This is a genomic window from Streptosporangium jomthongense (assembly GCF_042650425.1).
Classification (GTDB): domain Bacteria; phylum Actinomycetota; class Actinomycetes; order Streptosporangiales; family Streptosporangiaceae; genus Streptosporangium.
The window spans coordinates 236142-252641 of sequence record NZ_JBHSBC010000018.1 but is presented as its reverse complement, the minus strand read 5'-3'; the positions used below and the strand labels follow the sequence as shown (position 1 = coordinate 252641).

At 72.5% G+C, this 16500-nt stretch carries 15 protein-coding genes; 8 read left to right on the top strand and 7 right to left on the bottom strand.

The features are described from left to right. Positions 1–2: 2 nt before the first annotated feature. Both tal and tkt read right to left on the bottom strand, forming a co-directional pair. Positions 3–1106 (bottom strand): transaldolase, encoded by a 1104-nt coding sequence (tal, locus tag ACFOYY_RS18825; RefSeq protein WP_386190416.1) that lies wholly within the window; start codon positions 1104–1106, stop codon positions 3–5. 2 nt (positions 1107–1108) lie between these two features. Further along, positions 1109–3205, bottom strand: a complete 2097-nt coding sequence (gene tkt / locus ACFOYY_RS18820) for a transketolase (protein ID WP_352013185.1) — start codon at positions 3203–3205, stop codon at positions 1109–1111. 321 nt (positions 3206–3526) lie between these two features. Between tkt and ACFOYY_RS18815 the strand changes: the two genes are divergently transcribed. Both ACFOYY_RS18815 and ACFOYY_RS18810 read left to right on the top strand, forming a co-directional pair. Then, positions 3527–4480: a heme o synthase gene (locus ACFOYY_RS18815; protein ID WP_352013184.1), complete on the top strand. Its 954-nt coding sequence runs from the start codon at positions 3527–3529 to the stop codon at positions 4478–4480. A 126-nt stretch (positions 4481–4606) separates the two neighbouring features. Further along, positions 4607–5833: a PrsW family intramembrane metalloprotease gene (locus ACFOYY_RS18810; protein ID WP_386190415.1), complete on the top strand. Its 1227-nt coding sequence runs from the start codon at positions 4607–4609 to the stop codon at positions 5831–5833. On the opposite strand, the gene ACFOYY_RS18805 is transcribed toward ACFOYY_RS18810, so the two are convergent. Both ACFOYY_RS18805 and ACFOYY_RS18800 read right to left on the bottom strand, forming a co-directional pair. After that, positions 5815–6528, bottom strand: a complete 714-nt coding sequence (locus ACFOYY_RS18805) for a SanA/YdcF family protein (RefSeq protein ID WP_386190414.1) — start codon at positions 6526–6528, stop codon at positions 5815–5817. The genes ACFOYY_RS18810 and ACFOYY_RS18805 overlap by 19 nt on opposite strands. A 49-nt stretch (positions 6529–6577) precedes the next feature. Continuing rightward, on the bottom strand, positions 6578–7546 hold the full coding sequence (locus tag ACFOYY_RS18800) for a COX15/CtaA family protein (RefSeq protein WP_386190413.1): 969 nt from the start codon (positions 7544–7546) through the stop codon (positions 6578–6580). 182 nt (positions 7547–7728) lie between these two features. Here ACFOYY_RS18800 and ACFOYY_RS18795 point away from each other — a divergent pair, with 182 nt between their 5' ends. From ACFOYY_RS18795 to ACFOYY_RS18770, 6 genes are all read left to right on the top strand, one after another. Beyond that, the gene (locus tag ACFOYY_RS18795; protein WP_386190412.1) at positions 7729–8889 is read left to right on the top strand and encodes an NAD(P)/FAD-dependent oxidoreductase; all 1161 of its coding nucleotides are present in this window, start codon (positions 7729–7731) and stop codon (positions 8887–8889) included. Then, positions 8886–9194, top strand: a complete 309-nt coding sequence (locus ACFOYY_RS18790; protein WP_352013179.1) for a (2Fe-2S)-binding protein — start codon at positions 8886–8888, stop codon at positions 9192–9194. The genes ACFOYY_RS18795 and ACFOYY_RS18790 overlap by 4 nt, the downstream gene beginning before the upstream one ends. After that, complete coding sequence (locus tag ACFOYY_RS18785; RefSeq protein WP_386190411.1) at positions 9191–10558, top strand: FAD-dependent oxidoreductase; 1368 nt, start codon at positions 9191–9193, stop codon at positions 10556–10558. The genes ACFOYY_RS18790 and ACFOYY_RS18785 overlap by 4 nt, the downstream gene beginning before the upstream one ends. Before the next feature lie 8 nt (positions 10559–10566). Further along, positions 10567–11502, top strand: a complete 936-nt coding sequence (locus ACFOYY_RS18780; RefSeq protein WP_386190410.1) for a dihydrodipicolinate synthase family protein — start codon at positions 10567–10569, stop codon at positions 11500–11502. Continuing rightward, a complete protein-coding gene (locus tag ACFOYY_RS18775) occupies positions 11499–12500 on the top strand; it encodes a proline racemase family protein (protein ID WP_362915918.1) in 1002 nt (333 codons plus the stop codon). Before ACFOYY_RS18780 ends, ACFOYY_RS18775 begins: the two co-directional genes overlap by 4 nt. Before the next feature lie 370 nt (positions 12501–12870). Continuing rightward, positions 12871–13554, top strand: a complete 684-nt coding sequence (locus ACFOYY_RS18770) for a GntR family transcriptional regulator (protein WP_352013175.1) — start codon at positions 12871–12873, stop codon at positions 13552–13554. A gap of 8 nt (positions 13555–13562) precedes the next feature. Here ACFOYY_RS18770 and ACFOYY_RS18765 read toward each other — a convergent pair whose 3' ends face one another. The 3 genes from ACFOYY_RS18765 to ACFOYY_RS18755 are packed head-to-tail and all read right to left on the bottom strand — an operon-like array spanning position 13563 to position 16267. After that, positions 13563–14492, bottom strand: a complete 930-nt coding sequence (locus ACFOYY_RS18765; protein WP_352013174.1) for an EamA family transporter — start codon at positions 14490–14492, stop codon at positions 13563–13565. Positions 14493–14547: 55 nt separating this feature from the next. Next, the gene (locus ACFOYY_RS18760; RefSeq protein ID WP_386190409.1) at positions 14548–15315 is read right to left on the bottom strand and encodes an ABC transporter permease; all 768 of its coding nucleotides are present in this window, start codon (positions 15313–15315) and stop codon (positions 14548–14550) included. A 43-nt stretch (positions 15316–15358) separates the two neighbouring features. Next, complete coding sequence (locus ACFOYY_RS18755) at positions 15359–16267, bottom strand: ABC transporter ATP-binding protein (RefSeq protein WP_352013173.1); 909 nt, start codon at positions 16265–16267, stop codon at positions 15359–15361. Positions 16268–16500 lie beyond the last annotated feature (233 nt).

Here is a 16500-nt window from a genome sequence, read left to right as displayed (position 1 = left end):
TTTCACGCCTTCCGGAGTTCGGCGGCGACGGTGGCCAGCAGCTCGTTCCAGGAGGCCTCGAACTTCTCGACGCCCTCCTCCTCCAGCACCCGCACGACGTCGTCGTAGTCGATGCCGGCCTCCTTGAGGGCGGCCATGGTGTTCCAGGCGTCCTCGTAGTGGGGGCGGACGGTGTCACCGGTGACGCGGCCGTGGTCGGCGACGGCGTTGAGGGTCTTCTCCGGCATGGTGTTGACCGTGTTCCGGGTGACCAGCTCGTCGACGTAGAGGGTGTCGGGGTAGCTGGGGTCCTTGGTGCCGGTCGAGGCCCACAGCGGGCGCTGCGGGCGGGCCCCCGCGGCGCTCAGCGCCTGCCAGCGCGGAGAGTTGACCACGTCCTCGTAGGCGGCGTGGGCCAGGCGGGCGTTGGCGACCGCGGCCTTGCCCTTGAGGGCCCCGGCCTCGGGGGTGCCGACCTTGTCCAGGCGCTTGTCGATCTCGGTGTCGACCCGGCTGACGAAGAAGGAGGCGACCGACTCGATGCCCGCCAGGTTCAGGCCGTTGGCCTTGGCCCGTTCGAGGCCGGTCAGCCAGGCGTCCAGGACCGCGCGGTAGCGTTCGAGGGAGAAGATCAGCGTGACGTTGACGCTGATGCCCTCCGAGATCGCCTGCGTGATCGCGGGCAGGCCCTCGGCCGTCGCGGGGATCTTGATGAACAGGTTGGGACGGTCCACCATCCACCACAGCGCCCGCGCCTCGGCGACGGTCTCGTCCGTCTTCCTGGCCAGGCGGGGGTCGACCTCGATGGAGACCCTGCCGTCGACGCCGCCGGTGGCGTCGTAGACGGGCCTGAGCGCGTCGGCGGCCCAGCGGATGTCGTAGGTGGTGATGGCGCGCACCGCCTCCTCGACCTCCACCCTCCGCACGGCGAGGTCGTGCAGCTGGGTGTCGTAGGCGTCGCCCTTGCTCAGCGCCGAGGCGAAGATCGTCGGGTTGGAGGTGACGCCGACCACGTGCTTGTCGCGGATCAGCGCCTCCAGGTTGCCGGTGCGCAGGCGCTCCCGGCTGATGTCGTCAAGCCAGATGGAGACGCCCTGGTCGGATAGGCTCTTGAGAATCTCACTCATGATCAATTTCCCGTCGTCTCGCCCTTGTCGGCCCCGGTCCTGGCGAGGCTTGCCTTGGCTGCGGCGGCCACGCGCTCGGCGGTGAGACCGAACTGCTCGTAAAGGGTCCTGTAGGGAGCCGAGGCTCCGAAGTGCTCCAGGCTGACCACTTCCCCCTCATCTCCCACGAACTCCCGCCAGCCCAGCCCGATTCCCGCCTCGACGGCGACCCTCGCGCGGACCGCCGGCGGCAGCACCGTCTGCCGGTAGGCGGCGTCCTGGGCGTTGAACCACTCGACGCACGGCATCGAGACGACCCGGGCGGAGATGCCCTGGGCCTCAAGGAGCTCACGGGCCCCGACGGCCAGTTCGACCTCCGAGCCGGTGCCGATCAGGATGACGTCGGGCTGCCCGTCTGAGGCGTCCTGGAGCACGTAGGCGCCCTTGGCGACCTTCTCCGCGTCGGCGGTGCCCTCGTAGACCGGCAGGTTCTGCCGGGTCAGCGCCAGCGCGGCCGGGCGGTCGGTGTGCTCGATCACGGTCCGCCAGGCGGCGACGGTCTCGTTGGCGTCGGCGGGCCGCACCACGTCGAGGCCGGGAATGGCGCGCAGCGACCACAGGTGCTCGATCGGCTGGTGGGTCGGGCCGTCCTCGCCGAGGCCGATGGAGTCGTGCGTCCACACGTAGACGACCGGCAGCTGCATCAGCGCCGCCAGCCGTACGGCGGGGCGCATGTAGTCGCTGAAGACCAGGAACGTGCCACCGTAGGGCCGGGTGCCGCCGTGCAGCGCGATGCCGTTGAGGATGGCCCCCATGCCGTGCTCGCGGATGCCGAAGTGCAGCGTCCTGCCGTAGCGGTTCCCGGGGAACTCCTTGGTCTGGTACTCGTCGGGGATGAAGGACGGCTCGCCCTTCATCGTGGTGTTGTTCGACTCGGCGAGGTCGGCCGAGCCGCCCCACAGCTCGGGCAGTACCCGTGCCAGGCTGCCCAGCACCTCGCCGGAGGCCTTGCGGGTCGCCACGGAGGCGCCGGGCTCGAAGGCCGGCAGCGCCTCGGTCCAGCCGGCGGGCAGCAGCCTGGCGGAGATGCGGTCGAACTCCGCGGCCCGCTCGGGGTTGGCCTCCCGCCAGGCGATGTAGCCCTTTTCCCACTCGGCGTGGGCGGCGCGGCCCCGCGCGACCACCTCGCGGGCGTGCTCCAGCACCTCGCCGGGAACGTCGAAGCTCTTGGCCGGGTCGAGCCCCAGGATCTCCTTGGTGGCGGCGACCTCGTCGGCGCCCAGGGCCGAGCCGTGGACCTTGCCGGTGTTCTGCTTGTTGGGCGCGGGCCAGCCGATGACGGTGCGCAGCCTGATGAAGGAGGGCTTCCCGGTCTCGGCGCGGGCGGCCTCAAGGGCCTGGTACAGCTCCGCGACGTTCTCCGAGTAGGTGTCGCCCGCCGTCCAGTCGACGGTCTGGACGTGCCAGCCGTACGCCTCGTAGCGCTTGACGATGTCCTCGCTCAGCGCGATCTGGGTGTCGTCCTCGATGGAGATGTGGTTGCTGTCGAAGACGACGACCAGGTTGCCGAGCTTCTGGTGACCGGCCAGGGCGCTGACCTCGTGGCTGATGCCCTCCTCGATGTCGCCCTCGGAGGCGATGCACCAGATGGTGTGGTCGAAGGGGCTGGTGCCCTCGGCGGCGGCCGGGTCGAACAGGCCGCGCTCACGGCGGGCGGCCATGGCCATGCCGACGGCGTTGCCGATGCCCTGGCCCAGCGGGCCCGTGGTCGTCTCGACGCCGACGGTGTGGCCGTGCTCGGGGTGCCCCGGGGTGAGGCTGCCCCACTGGCGGAGGCTCTTCAGGTCGTCGAGGGACAGTCCGTAGCCGGACAGGAAGAGCTGGATGTAGAGGGTCAGGCTTGAGTGCCCGGCGGAGAGCACGAAACGGTCCCGGCCCACCCACGTGGGATCGGAGGGGTCATGGCGCATCAACCGCTGGAAAAGCAGGTAGGCGGCGGGCGCCAGGCTCATCGCGGTGCCCGGGTGACCGGATCCCGCCTTCTCTACCGCGTCCATCGCCAGGGCCCGTACGACGTCGACCGCCCGGCGGTCAAGGTCGCTCCATTCAAGGGCTGGCACGAGTTCGCTGCTCAACTGCTCGATCTCCGGATCTATTCGTGTGATGGTGGCGCCGGTTTGGCTTTTCCCGCCCACACCGGACCCTAACGGTTCGGCATCGCTACCGTTGCGTAGGCTGAGCCGGGGCGAGTCCGCAGGAGCTTCAACAGATGTGGACACAGCCCCCCAAGGCATCACATCGTGCCGCTTCCCCACCCCATGCCGGAACCGGCCACCCCAACAACTACAGTTGATTGCTCAGGCTGGCTGGTGCCCGCATCCACGGATTCGCTCTCAATCAGAGGTTACGCGTTGACCCCGCACGTGCTGGAAGCGCCGTAAATGGTGCTGACCGACAAGCAATCGACGACCCCGCCCGCGACGGAGGCGGCCGCGTCCGACGCGCCGCGCTCGTTCGGCGACGTCGTGAAGGCCTATGTCGCCCTCACCAAGCCGCGGATCATCGAGCTGCTGCTGATCACGACGCTGCCGGTGATGTTCCTGGCGGCCAAGGGCCTGCCCCCGCTGTGGATCGCCGTCTGCACGCTGGTCTTCGGCACCCTTTCCGCGGGCAGCGCCAACGCGCTGAACTGCTACATCGACCGCGACATCGACGCGGCGATGCGCCGCACCCGGCGCCGCCCGCTGGCCCGTGACCAGGTGCCGCCGACGAACGCGCTGATCTTCGGCGTCGTCCTCGGCGTGCTGTCGACTCTTGGCCTGGGTTTGACGGTGAATTGGCTCGCCGCGCTGCTCTCGCTGGCGGCCAACCTCTTCTACGTGCTCGTCTACTCGATGATCCTCAAGCGCAGGACCCCGCAGAACGTGGTGTGGGGCGGCATCGCGGGCTGCATGCCGGTGCTGATCGGCTGGGCGGGCGTCACCGGGAGCCTCTCCTGGGCCCCGGTCGTGCTCTTCGGCGTGGTGTTCTTCTGGACGCCGCCGCACACCTGGACCCTGGCCATGCGCTACAAGGAGGACTACGCCGCGGCGAAGGTCCCCATGCTTCCCGTGGTCGCCACCGAGCGCCGGGTGGTGCTGGAGAGCCTGGCCTACACCTGGGCCACGGTGCTGTGCTCGCTGCTGCTGTGGCCGATCGCGGGGACGACGCTCCTGTACCCCGTCGTGGCCACCGTCCTCGGCGCGGCCTGCCTGTGGGAGGTCTACCGCCTCCTCGGCCGGGTCAACGCGGGCAAGACCGGTGTGGACCTGCGGCCGATGCGCTTCTTCCACTGGTCGAACGCCTATCTGGCGTTGCTCTTCCTCGCGGTCGCCGTCGACTCCCTGCTCGTCTGAGTCCGCCCGTTCCGAGGGGTCCCACCGTTTCGTGCCGCCCTGTCCGGCAATACCTCTTCGTGGCCGGTTACGGACCACCATGAGGCGAGAGGGGACACGTCGTGGCTGATCGGTTACGGTTGCCGCATGGCGAGCCGTGATCCCCGCTGGGTCTTGAGGGACCGCCCGTCCGTCGCGCTGATCGCGGGGCTCGTCGTGGCCGGTCTGTGCGCGCTTGCCTCCTTCTCCTTCGACCTGCTCAACGGAGATCCGGTCTACTTCTTCATCGCCCTGGCCCTGGCGCTCGCGCCGGTCCCCGTGCTGCTGGCGGCGGTGCTGGCGCTGGACCGGATGGAGCCCGAGCCCCGCAGCAACCTGATCTTCGCCTTCGCCTGGGGCGCCGGGGTCGCGGTCCTGGTGGCCGGTGTGGTCAACTCCCTCGGCCTGATCTACATCGAGAGCACCGTCCAGCTCGGCTACGACAATGCGCGCAACATCGCCGCCACCTTCGGCGCCCCGGTGGTCGAGGAGACGATGAAGGGCCTGGTCCTGCTGGGCCTGCTCAGGTTCAGGCGGGCCGAGCTCGACGGGCCGACCGACGGCGTCATCTACGCCAGCATGGTGGGCCTCGGCTTCGCGATGAGCGAGAACGTCAGCTACTACGTGGCCGCCCTGCACGAGATGGGGGCCAGGGGGCTGGCCGTGACGGTCGTGCTGCGGGGCATCCTGTCGCCGTTCGCCCACCCGCTGTTCACCTCGATGATCGGCGTCGCGGTCGCCTACGCCGCCCAGCGCCGGGGGCCGGGACGCATCTGGGTGGTCGCGGCGGGCTGGGCCGGCGCCATGCTGCTGCACGGCATCTGGAACGGCCTGGCCTCCTACGTGGGCGTGGGCGGTCTGGCCGCCGCCTACCTGCTGCTGCTGGTCGTGCTGGTGGTGCTGATCTGGATCGTCTTCAGGGACCGCAAGCGGATCGTCGGGCTGATCACCACCTACCTGCCCGCCTACGGGGCGACGGGCCTGGTCGGGCCGTACGACGTGGTCATGCTCTCCTCACTGCCCGGGCGCCGCAACGCCAGGCAGTGGGCGAAGGAGAACGGTGGCGGCGCGGGGCTGCGGGCGATGCGCGACTACCAGCTCGCCGCCACCGAGCTGGGCCTGCTGCACGAGCGGGCCAGACGACACGTGATCGACGAGCACACGTTCAACGAGGAGCAGCAGGCCCTGCTGCAGTGCATGGCCGACGCCCGCTCGGCGTTCCCGCCGCCGAGCGCCCCCGGCGGTGCCGGGCCGTACGGCGCGCAGGCGCAGCCCTGGGGGCCCACGCCGTACTCACCGCACCCCCGGCAGGCCCCCTACCCGCGTCCCGACTGAGCCGCCGTGCGGAGCGCGGTGTCCAGGGTGGTCTCGCGCGGCCCCGGGAAGACGGGGGAGGAGCGCAGCACGACCGCGTCCAGGAAGCCCTTCGCGGCGGCGCCGAACTCGCGGACGGCGCCGGCATAGGTGGTCGCGGCCCATCGGGTGGCCGAGTCGTCGCCGACGCCGAACGTCTCCAGGCCCGCGGCGCGGCACAGCGTCACGGCCCTGGGCAGGTGGAAGAGCTGCGTCACCACGGTGACCTTGGTCGCCCCGAACACCTGGCGGGCCCGTACACACGAGTCCCAGGTGTCGAAGCCCGCGTAGTCGAGCACGAGGGCGCGTGGGGGGACGCCGCGGGCGATCAGGTAGTCGCGCATGGCGGTCGGCTCGTCGTAGTCCCTCCTGCTGTTGTCGCCGGACAGCAGCAGGGTCCGCACCCTGCCCGACCGGTACAGCTCGGCGGAGACGTCCAGCCGCCTGGCCAGCATCGGGGAGGGACGGCCACCGGGGGCGGCGGCGCCGAGGACCAGCGCCGTGGGGGCCGGGGGGACGCCCGTGGTCCAGGTGGGGGATGAGTCGGCGACCGCCGTGTGCCCGGAGCTGGACAGCCGGGCCCAGGCCGGCGGGGCGAGCGCCAGCACGCTCAGCAGGACGAACCCCTGGTAGAGGCGTCGCATGGTGGGGCGTGACAGTGCCAATAAGCCGGTCATACGGCCATTTTTGCCGATATTTCCGGGCTACTTGCGATCTTTGGGTGGATCAGGAGGACGCGAGGCGTTCGGCCCCGAGCGGCCCCCGCGAACGCAGCGTGAACCCCACCCGCAGCGCGTAGATCCACACCAGCGTCGAGCCGAAGACGTGCAGGCCGACCAGGAAGGCGGGCAGGGCCAGGAAGTACTGGACGTACCCGATGACGCCCTGGGCCAGCTCCACGCCCAGCAGCGTCAGCGCCGCGCGCCGGGCCGCGGCGGGTGCCCCGGTGACGTACAGCGCGAACAGCAGGGCGAAGGTGAGCCCGACCACGACGTAGACCACGTCGGCGTGGATCCTGGCCACGGTCTCGATGTCGAAGGCGAAGCGGGAGGCGGCCTCGTCCCCCGAGTGCGGCCCGGTGCCGGTCACCACGACACCCGCGACGAGCAGGACGGCCACCGCGGGCACGAGCGCGAGACCGAGCGTGCGGATGGCCGGATGGACCAGCGGTTCGGGCGCCGCGTCTCCCTGCTGGGCGCGGGCGAGGAAGACGACGGCGGCGGCGAGCATGCCGATGGAGAGCAGGAAGTGCACGCTCACGGTCACCGGGTTGAGCATGGTGCGCACGACCAGGCCGCCCCACAGCGCCTGCGCGGCCACCCCGGCCGGCTGGATCCAGGCCAGCGTCGTCAGGTCACGGCGCCGGGGACGCAGCCGCGCGGCCGAGACCAGGCAGGCCAGCCCCACGATCAGGACCACGAAGCTCAGCAGCCGGTTGCCGAACTCCACGGCCATGTTGATCGGGGAGATGTCGGCGTGGGCGACCGGGATGAAGCTGTCGGCGGTGCACCGGGGCCAGGTGGGGCAGCCGAGGCCGGAGCCGGTGACCCGTACGACGGCGCCGGTCACCACGATGCCCACGTTGACGACGACGGTCGCCAGTGCCCAACGGCGCAGGATCGCGGGCGTGGGGGACAACACCCCGGGCAGGAAGCCAAGGGCACGTGGACGTGCCTGGTCGAGGAGGTGGTTCACGGCTCACATGCTAGGTGGCGTGGGCGGTGGTCCCGCCGCTGCCCCACGCGCTCGGGCCGGGACACGGCAGGGCGGGTGGACCGCGCGGCGGAGATCGGCTGAACTGGAGGGTGGCGGCCGATTGATCCCCCGAAAAGCATGTGACATGTTACTGATGGGCCGATCCGGGAACGAGGTGGATCATGCCGGACGTCGTGGTGATCGGCGCGGGAGCCGTCGGGGCCGCCTGCGCCTACTACGCGGCGCGCGCGGGCCTGGACACCCTCGTCGTCGACCGGGGATCGGTCGCGGCGGGCACCACGGGGGCCGGGGAGGGAAACGTCCTCGTCTCGGACAAGGCGCCGGGACCCGAGCTCGCCCTGGCCCTGCTCTCCCGCGACCTCTGGCTCGGCCTGGCCGCCGAAGGCGGTGACGGGGGGTTCGAGTACGAGCCGAAGGGCGGTCTGGTGGTCGCCAGGACCTCCCGGGAGCTCACCGCCCTCACCGCTCTGGCCACGGCGCAGGCGGGGCAGGGAGCCGAGCACGTCGTCGTCCCCCCGGACGCGCTCGGAGACCACGAACCCCACCTGGCGGACGGCATGGCCGGAGGCGTGCTCTACCCGCAGGACGCCCAGGTCCAGCCCGCACTGGCGGCGGCCGGGCTGATCCGGCGCGGCGCCGAACGCTTCGGCGGGGGCACCCTGATGCTGCGTACCGGCGTCACCGTCACCGGCCTGCTGCGCGCCGGGAGCCGGGTCACCGGCGTCGCGACCGACCACGGCGACATCCTCGCCGGAGCCGTCGTCAACGCCGCGGGCACCTGGAGCGGTGAGATCGCCGCCATGGCGGGCACCGGCCTGCCGATCCTGCCCAGGAGGGGGTTCGTGCTGGTCACGGAGCCGATCCCGGAGCCGCTGATCAGGCACAAGGTCTACACCGCCGCCTACGTCACCGACGTGGCCAGCGACTCGGAGAACCTGGAGACCTCGGCCGTCGTCGAGGCGACCCCCTCGGGGCCCGTGCTCGTCGGCGCCAGCCGGGAACGCGTCGGCTTCGACCGCACGACCTCGATCCCGGTGCTGGAACGCCTGGCCCGCCAGGCCGTCGAGTTGTTCCCCGTACTGGCCGGGCGCAGGGCGATCCGGGCCTACTGCGGCTTCCGCCCCTACAGCCCCGACCACCTGCCCGTGATCGGGGAGGACCCCGCGGCTTCGGGCCTGCACCACGCATGCGGCCACGAGGGCGCAGGCATCGGCCTGGCCCCCGCGACCGGTCACCTGCTCGCCCAGACCCTGGCCGGCGTCACCCCCGACCTGGATCTGAGCCCCTTCCGGCCAGGACGCTTCGAGGAGGCACGCCGATGAGACCCGAGGACCGCGGACGGCCGTACGACCTGGTGGGGGCCCGTCCCGAGGCGGAGTTCGAGATCAGCGTGGACGGCGTTCCCGTCCCCGTCGTCCCCGGGCAGACCGTCGGCGCGGCCCTGCACGGCGCGGGCGTGCGCTCCTGGCGGCTCACCCGCCGGGAGGGCAGGCCACGCGGGCTGTTCTGCGGCATCGGCGTCTGCTTCGACTGCCTGGTCACGGTCAACGGCGTCCCGTCCCTGCGGGCCTGCCTGACCGAGGCGCGGCCCGGCGACCGGATCACCACCGGGGAGGGCGACCGGTGAGCGGCGGATACGACCTCGCCGTCGTCGGAGCGGGCCCGGCCGGGGTCGCCGGTGCGCTCAGCGCCTGCCTGGCCGGGCTGGACGTCGTGCTGATCGACGGAGCCCCGCGTCCCGGCGGCCAGTACTTCCGCCATCTGCCCGAGGGGTTCCACGCCACCCGTCAGGAGACGCTCCACCACGGGCTCGGCAGGTTCGCCAGGCAGTGGGAGACGCTCACCTCCCGCGCGGCCGTACTGCTCGGGCACCGCGTCTGGGCGGTTGAGGACACCGGCGACGGGTTCGCCGTGCGCTGCCTCGAAGGCGACCGCGAGGAACGGCCCCGCACGGTCACCGCCAGGAGGCTGCTGTTGGCCACCGGCGCCCACGACAGGCCGCTGCCCTTCCCCGGCTGGGACCTGCCCGGCGTGCTCACGGCGGGCGGGGCGCAGGCCCTGCTCAAAGGCGACCTCGTCGTCGCGGGGGACAGGGTCGTGGTCGCCGGGACCGGGCCGTTCCTGCTGCCGGTGGCCGCCGGCCTGGCCAGGGCGGGAGCGGACGTGCGCGGCGTCTACGAGGCCAACGGCCGCCTCGGCCTCGCCAGGCACCCGCTGCTCGCCGCGGGCAGGGCCGCCGAGGCCCTCGGGTACGGGGTGAGCCTGGCCGGGCACCGCGTTCCCTACCTCGGCCGTCACGCGGTGATCGAGGCGCACGGCCGCGACGCCCTGACCCACGTCACGGTGGCGAGACTGGACGCACGCTGGCGCCCCCTGGCCACCAGAACCGTCGAGTGCGACACCCTGGCCTGCGGATACGGCTTCGTCCCCCAGATCGAGCTGCCCGTCCAGCTTGGTTGCCTGACCCGCCAGGAGGCCGACGGCACCCCCGTCGTGGCGGTCGACGCGGGCATGCGCACGAGCGTGTCCGGCGTCTACGCGGCCGGGGAGACGACCGGGGTGGGCGGGGCGTTGCTCGCCGAGGCCGAGGGGCGTGTGGCGGGCCGGGCGGCCGCCGCGGACCTGGGCCGCCGCGTCTCGCCGCTGCCCGCCCTCTCCAGACGCGTGGCACGCCTGTCCGCCTTAGCCCGCGCGCTGGCCCGGGCCTACCCCGTACGGCCCGGCTGGCAGGGCTGGCTGCGCGAGGACACCCTGATCTGCCGGTGCGAGGAGGTGCCCCTCTCCGCCGTGCGCGAGGCGCGTTCCCTGGGCGCCCGCGACGCCCGCGCCGTGAAACTCCTGGCCCGGCCCGGCATGGGCTGGTGCCAGGGCCGGATGTGCGGACACGCCGTCGCCGCCCTCGCCGGCGACGGCCCCGAGCCGCCCCGGCGCCCGATCGCCCAGCCGGTACGGCTCGGCGACCTGGCGAACCCTCCCCCCGAGACCCCCTGAGGAGTCTGATGACGACGGACCGGGACAGGCCCTGGCACGGCGTGACGGTGGCCACCGCGCTTCCCCTGACGGACGACCTTTCCATCGATCTGGACGGCTACGCCGCTCACTGCCGGGGGCTGCTCGACGGAGGTTGCGACGGTGTGGTGCCGAACGGCTCACTGGGCGAGTACCAGACGCTGACCCCGCGGGAACGGGCCCGGGTGGTCGAGACGGCGGTCGCGGCCGTCGGCGGAGACCGGGTCATGCCGGGAGTGGCCGCCTACGGGGCGACCGAGGCGCGCCGCTGGGCCGAGCAGGCACGCGAGGCCGGATGCGGCGCGGTGATGCTGCTGCCGCCGACCGTCTACCGGGCCGACGAACGGGCCGTGGTCGAGCACTACCGCGAGGTCGCCGCGGCGGGCCTGCCCGTCGTGGCCTACAACAACCCCCACGACACCAGGGTGGACCTCACCCCGCACCTGCTGGCCAGGCTGTACGGCGAGGGCCTGATCGTCGCGGTCAAGGAGTTCAGCGGCGACGTCCGCAGGGCCTACCGGATCGCCGAACTCGCCCCCGGCCTCGACCTGCTCGCGGGCGCCGACGACGTGCTGCTCGAACTGGCCGTCGCGGGCGCGGTGGGCTGGGTCGCCGGATTCCCCAACGCGCTTCCCGGCCCCTGCGCCGCCCTGTACCGGGCGGCCGTCGCGGGAGACCTGGCCACGGCGCTGCCGCTGTACCGCGCGTTGCACCCGCTGCTCCGCTGGGACTCGGCGACCGTGTTCGTCCAGGCCGTCAAGCTGTCCATGGACCTGGCCGGGCTGCGGGGCGGGCCGTGCCGTCCGCCGAGGCTGCCGCTGTCGCCGGAGCAGGAGACCGCCGTGCGCGAGGCGACGCTGCGGGCCCTTACGGTCACGGGGGCCCTTACGGTTACGGGGGAGGGAACCGAGAAGGAGGGCCGATGAGGACGAGACGGGTCTTTCACGCGGTCGACTCCCACACCGAGGGCATGCCGACCCGCGTGATCACCGGGGGAGTCGGCGTCGTTCCCGGCGCGACCATGGCCGAGCGCCGCCTGCGCTTCATGGCGGAGATGGACCACGTCAGGACCCTGCTCATGTACGAGCCGCGCGGCCACTCGGCGATGAGCGGGGCGATCCTGCAGCCGCCGGCCCGTCCCGACGCCGACTTCGGGGTCCTCTACATCGAGGTCTCCGGCTGCCTGCCCATGTGCGGGCACGGCACCATCGGCGTGGCGACCGTCCTGGTCGAGACCGGGATGGTCGAGGTCACCGAACCGGTGACGGTCGTGCGCCTGGACACCCCCGCCGGGCTGGTCGTCGCCGAGGTGCGGGTCGAGGACGGCGCGGCGACCTCGGTGACCATCACCAACGTGCCCTCCTTCGTGGTCGGCCTCGACCGTACGGTCCGGGTCGACGGCCTGGGCGAGGTCGTCTACGACCTGGCCTACGGCGGCAACCACTACGCGATCCTGCCGATCGAGTCCGTCGGCCTGCCGTTCGAACGTTCGCACGGGCGGCGCATTCTCGACGCGGGCCTGGCGATCATGGAGGCGATCAACGAACAGGACGAGCCGGCCCACCCGCTCGACCCCGCGATCAGGGGCTGCCACCACGTGCAGTTCACCGCCCCCGGCTCGGACGCCCGCCACTCGCGGCACGCGATGGCCATCCACCCCGGCTGGTTCGACCGCTCGCCGTGCGGCACGGGCACCAGCGCCAGGATGGCCCAGCTGCACGCCAGGGGTGAGCTCGCCCCCGGCGCCGACTTCGTGAACGAGTCGTTCATCGGCACCCGCTTCGTCGGCAGGATCGCCGGGGAGACGAGCGTCGCCGGGCTGCCCGCGGTGATCCCGGCCATCACCGGCAGGGCGTGGATCACCGGGACCGCGCAGTACTTCCTCGACCCCCGCGACCCCTTCCCCGAGGGGTTCCTGCTGTGAACCCGGGGGCGTCCCGGCGAGCACGCCGTACGCCCCCGGGATTCCCCTCCACGGGAGTAGGCTGACCCGCGACGGCCTACCGTGGTCACGGCCGCCCCCTCCCGAGCCGTCCGCCGGGTACGGCGGCGCGCACCGGGCGTCGGAAGCCGTCGGAGCCCGCGGAGTGGTCCCCCGAGTGCGGAGGATCGGCCCATCCCCTCTGCGGAGCGCTATGATCACCACCGGTCATCCGGCCGGGAACCCGGGAACCTGTCGCCGGTGCCTCACGGCACGGGACCCGGGCGTTCGAGAAAGTGGGCACGGAGCGGGGAGGCCTCGACGGCGTCCGCCGCCTGCAAGAGTCGACGAGTGCGAGACGAGAGGCACGGGAATGGCTCCTTCGGCGCAGGACCGGCTCGACCTGCCGGCCGTGGGCGAGCGGCAGAGCCTGCGCGAGCAGGTGGCCCACGCGTTACGGGCCGCTCTGATCACCGGTGAGATGCGGCCCGGTGTCGTCTACTCGGCGCCGGTGCTGGCCGCCCAGTTCGGGGTCTCCGCGACCCCGGTGCGCGAGGCGATGCTCGACCTGGCCAAGGAGGGCCTGGTCGAGGCGGTGCGCAACAAGGGCTTCCGGGTCACCGAGCTGTCGGAACGCGACCTGGACGAGATCACCGAGATCCGCAAACTCATCGAGGTGCCCACGGTCGCGAGGCTGGCCGACACGGGCCTGGCCGAGAGATTCGAGGCGCTGCGGCCCGTGGCCCAGGAGATCGTCGACGCGGCCGAGCGCGGTGACCTGCTCGCCTACGTGGACGCCGACGTCCGTTTCCACGTGGACCTGCTGGCGCTCGCGGGCAACACCCACCTCGTGGACGTGGTGCGCGACCTGCGTAAGCGCGCCCGCCTCTACGGCCTGTCCGCCCTGTCGGCCCGGGGCGCGCTGGTCGGTTCCGCCCGTGAGCACCTCCAGCTCCTGGACCTGCTCGCGGCCGGCGACAGCCAGGGCTCGGAACGGCTGATGGACGAGCACATCCGGCACGTCAGGGGCATCTGGGCCAAACCCGGGCCCGAGTAGGGGACGGCTCAGCCCGGCGTGCCCCTGGAGGTCCGGGTGGCGCCGACACTGGCGATGACCACGCAGCCGATGGCCGCCCACTCACGCGCCTGGAGCACCTCACCGAGCACCAGCAGCCCGACCAGCGCGGCGACCGCGGGCTCCAGGCTCATCAGGATGCCGAAGACCCGCTTCGGCATCCTGCGCAGCGCCTCCATCTCGATCGAGTACGGGATCACCGAGGACAGCAGGCCGACCCCGAGCCCGATCAGCAGTATCTCGGGACGCAGCAGGTCGGCGCCCCCCGCCGCGATCCCCGCGGGGGCGGCCAGCAGAACCGAGACGATCATCGCGAAGGACAGTCCGGTCGCGCCGGGGAAACGACGTCCCGCGGCGGCGGCCAGCAGGATGTAGCCCGCCCAGCAGACCGCCGCGATCAGGGCGAACCCGATGCCCGCCCAGCCGATGCGCGAGCCGGAGGTCCCCCACGGCGCCAGCAGCACCACGCCGGAGCCCGCGAGGACGACCCACAGCAGGTCGAGACGGCGGCGAGAGGCGGCCACCGCGACTCCGAGCGGGCCGAGGAACTCGATCGCGACCGCGATGCCCATGGGCAGTTCGGCGAGCGCCTGGTAGAACGACAGGTTCATCACGCCCAGCGTCACGCCGAAGCCGATCCCGATCCCGAGGTCGGAGCGGCTGAGCCCCCGCAGCCTGGGCCGCGCGACCAGGCCGATGATCAGCGCGCCCGTCGCGATCCGCAGGAAGACCACCGCGCTCGGCGGGAGCTGGGCGAACAGGTTCTTGGCGAAACCCGCTCCCACCTGGACGGACAGGATCGCCAGCAGCACCAGCCCGGACGGCGGGATGGCGTCGGAGGCGGACCGCAGCAGCATCCCCGGCCTGGGCATGCCGGACTTGTACGGCTCGGCGGGCCCCTGCAGGGCTTCGGCGGTCATGGAACTCCTCGTGTCACGAACCACATAGGCGTTCACACCTTACCTATCCGGTGGGTCACTCCCAGCGGAATGTCCGGGATGCGAGACCGAGGGTCAGCGCGGCCCACACGGCCAGGACGAGCACCGCTCCCAGCGGCAGCCCGGCGCCCGAGGTGAGGACCGAGCGGAGCCCGCCGGTCAGCGCGCTGATCGGCAGCAGCCGCAGCGCGGGCTCGACCGAGTCGGGGAAGACCGACAGCGGGAAGACGACCCCGCCGCAGCCGAGCAGGACCAGGTAGACCAGATTGGCCCCGGCGAGCGTCGCCTCGGCGCGCAGCGTGCCCGCCATCAGCAGCCCGAGCCCGCTGAAGGCCGCGGTGCCCAGCAGGAGCAGCAGCAGCGCGGCGAACGGGGAACCCGTGGGACGCCAGCCGAGGGCGAGGGCCACCAGGCACAGGACCACGATCTGGAGGGCCTCGACGGCGACGACGGAGAGCGTCTTGGCCAGCATCAGGCCGGTCCGCGACAGCGGGGTGGCGCCCAGCCGCTTCAGCACGCCGTACCTGCGCTCGAAGCCGGTCGCGATGGCCTGCCCGGTGAAGGCCGTCGACATCACCGCCAGCGCGAGCACCCCGGGGGTGACGAAGTCGACCCGGGAGCCGCCGCCGACGTTCACCAGCGGGGCGGCGGAGAAGCCGACGAGCAGCAGCACCGGGATGACCAGCGTCAGCAGGAGCTGCTCCCCGTTGCGGAGCGTGGCTCTGATCTCCGCCCCGGTCTGCGCGAGCACCATCCGGCTCAGCGGCGCGGCGCCGGGGGCGGGGGTGAGGTCCAGGGTGGTCACTGCGTTCTCCTGCGGGTCCGACACGGGCCGTGCTCGGGAGGGGTCACCGCAGCTCACGTCCCGTCAGTTCGAGAAAGACGTCCTCCAGGGTGCGGCGCTCGATGCTCAGATCGTCCGCGGTGACCCCCTCCGCGGCGCACCAGGTCGTCACGGTCGCCAGCAGCTCGGGCACGACCTGTCCCTCGATGATGTAGTGCCCGGAGGGCGACTCCTTGGCCGCGCTGCCCGCGGGCAGCGCGGTGAGCAACTCGTCCAGGGCGAGGCCGGGGCGGGCGCGGAAGCGCAGCTGCCGTTCGGCACCGGTGAGCGAGGCGGGGGTGCCGTCGGCCACGACCCGGCCGCGGTCGATGATCACGACCCGGTCGGAGAGCTTCTCCGCCTCGTCCATGTGGTGGGTGGTGAGCACCACGGAGACCCCGGCGGCGCGCAGGTCGCCGACCAGCTCCCAGCAGGCGTGCCGCGCCTGCGGGTCGAGGCCCGCGGTCGGCTCGTCGAGGAAGACCAGCTCGGGGCGGCCGATCACGGCCGCGGCCAGCGAGACGCGCTGCTGCTGGCCGCCCGACATCCTGCGGTACGGCGTGCGGACGTGTTCGGACAGGCCGAGCCGTTCCAGCAACGCCGGGGGATCCAGCGGACGGGCGTGGAAACGGGACATCAGGCGCAGCCACTCACCGCAGCGCGCCGCCGGGGGCACCCCTCCGGCCTGCGGCATCACCCCGACCCTGGCGCGCAGCTCCGGCCTGGACGGGTCGAGCCCGAGCACCCGGACCGTGCCGCCGTCGGCCCTGCGGAACCCCTCGCAGATCTCGATGGTCGAGGTCTTGCCCGCGCCGTTCGGGCCGAGGATCGCGGTCACCGCGCCACGGTCCGCGCTCAGCGTGAGACCGTCGATCGCGGTCGCGCGGCCGTATCTCTTGACCAGATCGCTGATCTCGACGGCTGGGGATTCCATGGGCACGAGTTTAGGGACTCACCGGGGCGGTCACGCTGGCGGACCTGAGCCGGGGAACACGGCGGCGCCCGCGGGGGCGTCCCGGCCACGCCCGGCCGGAGACCCGGGGAGGATCGCGCCGAAGCTCCGGCCCCGTGACCTCGTGCGCCGCACGTGCTGACACGCCCTCCTGCCGCCCGGGGGACGGTCGTCCGGGCCGTCCTCGATCCGGGGTGTCAAGGACGCCGGACACA